General features: G+C 38.8%; 6 protein-coding genes and 1 pseudogene. 1 reads left to right on the forward strand and 6 read right to left on the reverse strand.

All coding sequences use genetic code 11. The annotated features are described in order from the left end of the window. Positions 1–227 precede the first annotated feature (227 nt). Together HT736_RS06105 and HT736_RS06110 are read right to left on the reverse strand one after the other, a co-directional pair. Positions 228–2,219: an ABC transporter permease gene (locus tag HT736_RS06105; protein WP_172930841.1), complete on the reverse strand. Its 1,992-nt coding sequence runs from the start codon at positions 2,217–2,219 to the stop codon at positions 228–230. A 1-nt stretch (position 2,220) separates the two neighbouring features. Continuing rightward, positions 2,221–2,979 carry an ABC transporter ATP-binding protein gene (locus HT736_RS06110; protein WP_000173358.1) on the reverse strand — a complete coding sequence of 253 codons (759 nt, stop codon included), beginning with the start codon at positions 2,977–2,979 and terminating at the stop codon, positions 2,221–2,223. Positions 2,980–3,406: 427 nt separating this feature from the next. Between HT736_RS06110 and HT736_RS06115 the strand changes: the two genes are divergently transcribed. Next, the gene (locus HT736_RS06115; protein WP_000680766.1) at positions 3,407–3,598 is read left to right on the forward strand and encodes a hypothetical protein; all 192 of its coding nucleotides are present in this window, start codon (positions 3,407–3,409) and stop codon (positions 3,596–3,598) included. A gap of 353 nt (positions 3,599–3,951) precedes the next feature. Here the strand turns inward: HT736_RS06115 and HT736_RS06120 are convergent, their stop codons facing one another. The 4 genes and pseudogenes from HT736_RS06120 to HT736_RS06135 all read right to left on the reverse strand — a co-directional run. Next, on the reverse strand, positions 3,952–4,224 hold the full coding sequence (locus tag HT736_RS06120; RefSeq protein ID WP_001085044.1) for a PspC domain-containing protein: 273 nt from the start codon (positions 4,222–4,224) through the stop codon (positions 3,952–3,954). Positions 4,225–4,282: 58 nt separating this feature from the next. Continuing rightward, complete coding sequence (locus HT736_RS06125; RefSeq protein ID WP_000778576.1) at positions 4,283–4,732, reverse strand: SprT family protein; 450 nt, start codon at positions 4,730–4,732, stop codon at positions 4,283–4,285. Beyond that, entirely contained in the window at positions 4,719–6,848 is a 2,130-nt protein-coding gene (locus HT736_RS06130; protein ID WP_050125354.1) for a Tex family protein, read from the reverse strand. The genes HT736_RS06125 and HT736_RS06130 overlap by 14 nt, the downstream gene beginning before the upstream one ends. 101 nt (positions 6,849–6,949) lie before the next feature. Continuing rightward, a pseudogene (locus tag HT736_RS06135) lies at positions 6,950–7,429 on the reverse strand (DUF1919 domain-containing protein); the annotation flags it as partial. Positions 7,430–7,686: the final 257 nt, after the last annotated feature.

The following is a 7,686-nucleotide window of genomic DNA, read 5'->3' on the forward strand; positions in this document are numbered from 1 at the left end:
CTGACTTCGTCAGTTTTATCTGCAACCTCAAAACAGTGTTTTGAGCTGACTTCGTCAGTTCTATCTGCAACCTCAAAACGGTGTTTTGAGCTGACTTCGTCAGTTCTATCTGCAACCTCAAAACAGTGTTTTGAGCAACCTGCGGCTAGCTTCCTAGTTTGCTTTTTGATTTTTATTGAGTATAAAATACAAGAAATACCTCGATTTTCAAGTCGAGGTATCTTTTTTTACATTTGGACAATCTTGCGATAACTTCTTGAAGTAATCATGAAAATCAGCACATAGGCGATGAGGAAGATAGCGCAGATAGACAAGGTCACAATCAACATCATATTCGTATCTATTACACCAATCACTTTTAAAATCAGACTAAGCATATGGTAGGCAAAGGCTAGATGTATGAAGGCAAAAAGCAAAGGAAGGAAGAAAACAGTTAAAACCTGTTTGTTGATGGTTTGCTTGATTTGCTTTTGATCTAAACCGACTTTCTGCAAGATAATAAAGCGTTCACGGTCTTCATAGCCTTCAGAAATTTGTTTGTAATAGATGACCAGAACGGTTCCGACCATAAAGATAATGGATAGGAAAATACCGATAAAGAAGACACCACCAAAGAGGGCACTCATCTGAGAACTAGCATCTGCTAGATTGCTACCATAAACATAGCTACCTTCTGTGTCTAATTGAGCATTAAATTGATTGAGGTATTTTTCATACTCCTCAGCGACCTTGAGTTGTTCTTCTTCACTGACATTTATTACATTCATACCACCGTAAAACTGATTATAGATAGCCGAATCTGGGAATTGATCCAAAAAGGCTTGTAAATCAGGAACAACAAGGTAATTGTAATCAGTAGTCAAGATATTAAACTGATTTGGAACATGGTTCACAATGAAATCTTTATTAAATTCTTCTTTGACAGAAAATTGATGATCATTTAGAGTTAGAGCTTTCTGTCCTTTCAGTCCGTCATTTTTGGCAAAGAGACCAACCTCATTTCCTGATAGAGACAGTTTTTGACCAGTCATATTTTCATAATCTTTTTGGTCAAATACCATGAAAACTGTTTTTGGTTGGACACGGTTTTGTCCTTTTTCAAAAATAGTTAACTTGGTTCCTTCTTGATTTGCAATACCAAAGTTACTGTAACGAAGCACTTCTTTCTCTTTGACACTATAACCTTTGTCACTTGCAAACTGGCTCAAGAGTTTGTCCAAATCTTCTTTTTCAACATTTTTTCCAGTAATGCCAAAGTCATGCGGATTCATCACTTTTTTAAAGGATTCTGAGGCATTGAAAATACTAGTCGCTGCTGACATGGTTACCAAAACCATTGTTGACAAAATAGCGATGGTTGCTAGTCCAACCGCATTTTTCTTCATACGGAAAATCAAGTTGGAAACAGAGATGAGGTTATTAGGTTGGTAATAGTATTTCTTGTTTTTCTTTAAGATTTGTAGGAAGACTGTAATCCCTGCATTAAACAATAGATAAGTACCAAAAATAACCAGCAAAACAGCTAGGAAGAAAGTTGTTAGGGCTGTAAGAGGATCGGTTACCGTAAGGGCAAGATAATAGCCAATCCCTAAACTTATGGAACCAAGAATGGTTTGGAGAGGAAGGAAGCGACTTTTTTTCTCTCCACTAGCTTTCTCACGAGAGAGCTGGAGGGCATTCATACGGGCGATTCGAAGGGCATTCAGGAACATGAGGCCTAGGAAAATCAAACCGAAGACAACAAGCACTGTAATGACAACTTTCGTCTGGAAGGTAGCAACCAGCTCAACCTTCAATTTCATTAGTTTGAGCAGGAAAGCGAAAATTAACTTGTCAAACAAGGCTCCAATACCGATACCCGCTCCAACAGTTAGAATCCCAAATAGCACCAACTCCTTAAAGGTCATACTGATTAGATGGCGCTTTTCCAATCCCAACATGCCATAAATCCCCAGTTCCTTGGAACGGTTCTTCATGACAAAACTATTGGCATAGAGAACGATAATGGCTGACGCAAGGGTGACGACAAACATACCAAATCCAAGTGTAGCCTGAATGGTTGTTCCTCCACGGATTTCCGCAATCTTAGGATTGAAGGTTAGAGAGTAAAAGAGATAGGTGACAGTGACTGCCAAGAGAACAGCCAGCGCAAAAGGATAGTAGAGTTTGCGGTTTTTAATCAAGTTCGATACCGCTAACTTATTGGTTAATCGAAACATACTAATTCACCTCGCTTGCCATGACAGTCAAGGTATCAGAGATTTCTTGGAACATCTGACGTTCTGTCTTCTCTCCACGGTAGATTTGATTGTAAAGAATGCCGTCTTTGATAAAGAGTACACGTTTAGCTCTGCTAGCTGCTGCTGTTGAGTGGGTTACCATGAGAATGGTTTGGCCGCGCTCATTGATTTCATCAAAGACATCAAGTAAGGCTGCAGATGACTTGGAGTCAAGAGCTCCTGTCGGTTCGTCCGCAAGGAGAATTTCAGGTTCAGTGATGATGGCGCGTGCTACTGCTACACGCTGTTTCTGGCCACCAGAAATCTCGTAAGGGTACTTCTCTTGTAATTGGTTTATTCCCAGATTCTCAGCTGTCACCACCAATTTCTTCATCATCTCTGTAATAGGTCTTCTTGACAAGACAAGCGGAAGCAAGATATTGTCCTTTACAGATAGAGTATCTAGCAAGTTAAAGTCTTGGAAGACAAAGCCCAACTTTTCACGACGGAAGCTAGAGGCCTGTGAATTTTTAATGGTTGCGGTGTCAGTTCCATTCAAGTAAACCTGACCACGACTTGGTTTATCCAGCATAGCTAGAATATTGAGAAGAGTTGATTTACCAGAACCAGACTCACCCATGATGGCAACGTAGTCACCCTTTTCGACGGTAAAGTGAATATCCTTGAGGGCTTCTACTTGGTTGCCCTGAAAACGTGTTTTATAAATTTTTTGAACGTGTTTTACATCTAAAAGTGTCATGAGAATCTCCTTTCTTAATATCCCATCAAATGAAATGTAGCTTGCATCATAGTGCATCCCAGCTGAACGCGCTCAATTTCTTTGTGACTTGGTTTTCTAGTTTTCTTATGTAAGATTTGTTTCATGATGTTACTCCTTTGTTCTTTATGAGTCTAGTTTACATCAAAAAAAGACCGCTTGCCATAACCTAACCTTACAAAAGAGACTTTAATCTTACATTTTTGTAAGATTGGGTGAAATATAAGCAAAATTACTTAGAAAATGATTTGATTTCCTATTTTTAAAGTTGTAAAATATAAGTGTGAAAAGGCTTACTTTGAAAAGGAGGAAGCGGGAACTAACATTTTAGTAAGGTTACCTAGATAACATACCATTCAATTTAACACTTGCAAGTCGTTCAACCTATAAGGAAAGAAGGTGCGCTTTAATGAAACACAAAGAACATATACTCATCGGACTTCTCTATCTGCTCTCTCCATTCATCGGTCAGCTCTTAGTTGAACACACACACTTTATCGGTACAGAATTTACCGGCACTGCTTATGTTATTTGCTGGTTATCAGTTGTTATCAGCATCCACCATTTTTCCAAAAATGTATTGTCTCAGCAGCAAAAATAGATTAAAAAACTGAGTTTAAATTACTGCTTTTATAATAAAATGAAATAAGAACAGAACAAATCGATCAGGATAGTCAAATCGATTTCTAACAATGTTTTAGAAGTAGAGGTGTACTATTCTAGTTCCAATTCACTATAGTTTGTGGATGAAGCTGGCGAAATATTATTAATACTATTCAAAAATCAAAGTGCAAACTATGTCAACTTCACATTGCCGACTAAATTACAGCCTGTGGCTGGCTTCCTAGTTTGCACTTTGATTTTTATTGAGTATAAAAGTAAAAAAGCTTTAAATCAAGCAGTTTAGACTATTGATTTAAAGCTTTTTGCTTATTCCAAATCTTCTGTAGAACCTCACCAAAACCAGCCTTCATTGTCGTCAATGGCTTGGGCTTCTTTGCGTTTACGTGGGCCTGTTCCGTACATTTCTGCTTCGATTTCTTCCTTGGTAGGCATGATAGAAGCTAGGATGATATAGATAATCACGCCAAGTCCAAAGTTTGCAACTGTAAAAATGGCAAACAAGAAACGAACTAGGGTAACATCAAAATTCCACTTGTCTGACAGACCTGCCAGAACTCCTGAAATCATGCGATTGCGTCTCATTTTATAAAATTTACTGTTCATGATATTTCCTCTTTCTGCTAGGTTAGACATAGTATATCACGGGGAGGCTCGGCTTTCATCAGTCCTCAGGCTGATTTATAAGAAGCAATTTACCTCGACAAAGTCCACAGCGATAGCGTTTGGTATCAATCCTACGCTTGCGCTGATACCTTTGCTGGCAGGATTGACAACGATAAAGCTTGAGTGGTTTAGAGTTACTATTGGGCAAGGATGGTACAAACCTTAATCCATCCACTGCTTTCAACAGTTCCTTAAAATCCCGATCCTTGTGTTGATAGCCCTTCCCTTGGAAATAAAGGTGATAATGACAGAGTTCATGTCGGACAATTTTCCTAAAAACCTCCATACCCAGTTTCTGATAAACCTTGGGATTAAAATCCAGATGCCCATCTTTGGGGAAAAATCGCCCACCTGTCGAACGTAGACGCCTATTCCACTGGACATGATGGATAAAAGCTCTCCCGAAGTCTTCTAGTGAAACCTGCTTGACATAATCAGTCAGTTTCATTTGGAGCGAGGAGCGACAGATTAACTTTTTCACGTTCAGTATCAATTTTCTTGACCCAAACGGTCACCAAATCTCCAACTGACACCACTTGACTAGGGTGTTTGATAAACTTGCGACTCATATGAGAAATATGAATCAAGCCGTCCTCGTGAATCCCGATATCAACGAAGGCACCGAAGTCAACAACGTTACGCACAACACCTTCTAGCTTCTGACCTACCACTAGGTCTTTGATATCTAGGACATCTTGGCGAAGCACAGGTGCGTCAAAGGAATCACGGAAATCTCGACCTGGTTTGAGAAGATCTGCAATGATATCTTTAAGGGTTTCTGGACCGAGGTCTAGCTCTTGAGCCATTTCCTTGACTGAAAGGGACTTGAGTTTGCTTTGGGCTTCTTCGTTTAGGTCTTTAATATCTAAACGTTTGAAGAGTTCCTTAACTGCAGTGTAATTCTCTGGGTGAACTCCTGTATTATCAAGGATATTGCTACTTTCAGGGATACGAAGGAAACCAGCAGCCTGCTCAAAGGCCTTGGCTCCCAGACGAGGAACTTTCTTGATTTGGGCGCGTGAAGTGATTTTTCCTTCTTCCTCGCGGTATTTGACAATATTTTCAGAGATAGTTTTGTTGAGTCCAGCTACGTGTGAAAGAAGAGCTGGGCTAGCTGTATTGACATTGACACCAACTTGGTTAACCACTGTATCGACAACAAAGTCCAGACTCTCAGATAGTTTCTTCTGACTGACATCGTGTTGGTATTGACCGACACCAATTGACTTAGGATCGATTTTGACCAATTCTGCAAGAGGATCTTGCAAACGACGGGCGATAGAAATGGCAGAGCGTTTTTCAACGGTCAAGTCTGGAAACTCCTGACGAGCAAGTTCGCTGGCAGAATAGACAGAAGCACCACTTTCATTAACGATAACATAGCTGACTTCAGGGAAATCTTTCAGAACTTCCGCTACAAAAGCTTCACTTTCACGACTGGCCGTTCCATTTCCAATGGCAAGAATCTCTACACCGTATTGACCAATTAAATCTGCTAAATCTTTCTTGGCTTCTTCGATTTGACGAGCTGATGCTGGTTTAACAGGATAAATAACCTGAGTTGTCAGCATTTTTCCTGTTGCATCCACGACAGCTAGCTTGGCACCTGTACGAAAGGCTGGGTCAAACCCAAGAACCACACGCCCTTTCAGTGGAGCAACCAAGAGGAGATTGCGCAGATTGTCAGAAAAAAGTTGGATAGCTCCCTCTTCAGCTTTCTCAGTTAATTCTGTCCGAATACGACGCTCAATAGCAGGCAAGACCTTTTTCTTAACGGATTGCTGAACAACTTCATCAATATAAGCATTTTTCACCTTGAAACGAGTAGCAAAGAAGGCAAGAATACGGTCCGTCGCATGTTCAAAACCGATCTTCAAGACACCAAGTTTCTCCCCACGATTGAGAGCCAAGGTACGATAGCCTTGCATAGTTCCAACTGTCTCTGAAAAATCATAATAAATCTGAAAAACCTGCTTTTCATCAAGACTTTCATCCTTGGCTTGAGAAGTGAGTTTAGAGTGTCTCAGCACTTCCTGATAAGTCATAGAACGCAAGGTCACATCTTCCGATAAGGCTTCGACCAAAATATCAACTGCACCGGTCAAGGCTTCCTTGCCAGTCGCAAATCCTTCACAGACGAACTTTTCAGCTTCTTTCTCTAAGTCAACTATATTCTGCAAAATCAAGCGAGCAAGAGGAAAGAGTCCAGCTTCACGGGCAATGGTTGCCTTGGTACGACGCTTTTCCTTATAAGGAAGATAGAGTTCTTCAACGTCTGCTAATTTTTCGGCAACTAAGATAGCTTCTTCCAATTCCTTGGTCAACTTACCTTGTTCTTGAATCTTAGCTAAGACAGCTTCCTTACGGTCATTGAGATTTGTCAGACTTTTATCCAAATCAATAATAGCCTTAATCGCCACCTCATCCAGACTACCAGTCATGTCCTTGCGATAACGCGCGATAAAGGGAATAGTCGCCCCTTCAGCTGTCAAACTTAGAACGGTATCAATTTGCTTTAACGTCACTCCCAAATCCTGAGAGATTTTTTCATATTTTTTATCCATAAATCTATTATACCACAAGCTAAACGTTTCAAATTAACTCGTAGAACATTTAAAAAATATGTAGGAAATAGATTTATATGCTACAGCGCAATAACTTGCACTTAAAGAGCATTGCCACCTTTTTTTAACCAAGCCATGATATCAAAAGTATTTAATGGATCAGACATAATAGCCAGTTCTGGAAGATGTTCCTGACCTGGAATAACACATTGACTTTTCAAATTTTTATATGGACGATTGACTAAAATTAATTTATTAGAATAAGGAAGATTATCCATCTTATTTAAAATTTCTTCACTAGCTGAATCTTTATTATCAAATTTAAAATAAAGATTATTCCAATTTATGCGTTTTTTTCTTTTTTCCCACTTAGTTCGTGCTTCTTCAATACTAGAATAATGTAGAAAATGAATATCTATATCTCCTAAGTGCCCCAAAGGATAAACTTCATGAGTCCAGCTCGGTGAAATAAGTTCCTCTTCGAAAACAAGTTCTTGTTCCATATAATAACGAAAATGCTTTGTAAGTTTATAATAATCATCAGGAAGAATAAATAAACCAACAAAAGGTGTTCTATATTGGCTTTACAATAATAACTTCTATATCTTTAAATGTTTGTCTATCAACTATTAATAAAGACTCTAATAAACTATTTTTATCTCCTTGATGTAATAAAATAACACTGATTAAGCAAGTCAATTTTACTACCTCCTATAATTTTCTGATAATGATTTTCTTCTTATTTCAATTATATAATCATTTAGTTTTAAAAAAGCGTTCCAAACATTCAAAAATAGTTGGGACTTCCCTTAATAAATCTGTTCCTTTCTTTTTCAAG

Source organism: Streptococcus sp. 339 (genome assembly GCF_013277285.1).
GTDB lineage: Bacteria > Bacillota > Bacilli > Lactobacillales > Streptococcaceae > Streptococcus > Streptococcus pseudopneumoniae.

What these genes read in the sequence shown, in the direction of transcription:
- HT736_RS06110 (WP_000173358.1), bottom strand. Translation starts at nt 2,979, where the DNA reads ATGACACTTTTAGATGTAAAACACGTTCAAAAAATTTATAAAACACGT.
- HT736_RS06115 (WP_000680766.1), top strand. Translation starts at nt 3,407, where the DNA reads ATGAAACACAAAGAACATATACTCATCGGACTTCTCTATCTGCTCTCT.
- HT736_RS06125 (WP_000778576.1), bottom strand. Translation starts at nt 4,732, where the DNA reads ATGAAACTGACTGATTATGTCAAGCAGGTTTCACTAGAAGACTTCGGG.
- HT736_RS06120 (WP_001085044.1), bottom strand. Translation starts at nt 4,224, where the DNA reads ATGAACAGTAAATTTTATAAAATGAGACGCAATCGCATGATTTCAGGA.
- HT736_RS06105 (WP_172930841.1), bottom strand. Translation starts at nt 2,219, where the DNA reads ATGTTTCGATTAACCAATAAGTTAGCGGTATCGAACTTGATTAAAAAC.
- HT736_RS06130 (WP_050125354.1), bottom strand. Translation starts at nt 6,848, where the DNA reads ATGGATAAAAAATATGAAAAAATCTCTCAGGATTTGGGAGTGACGTTA.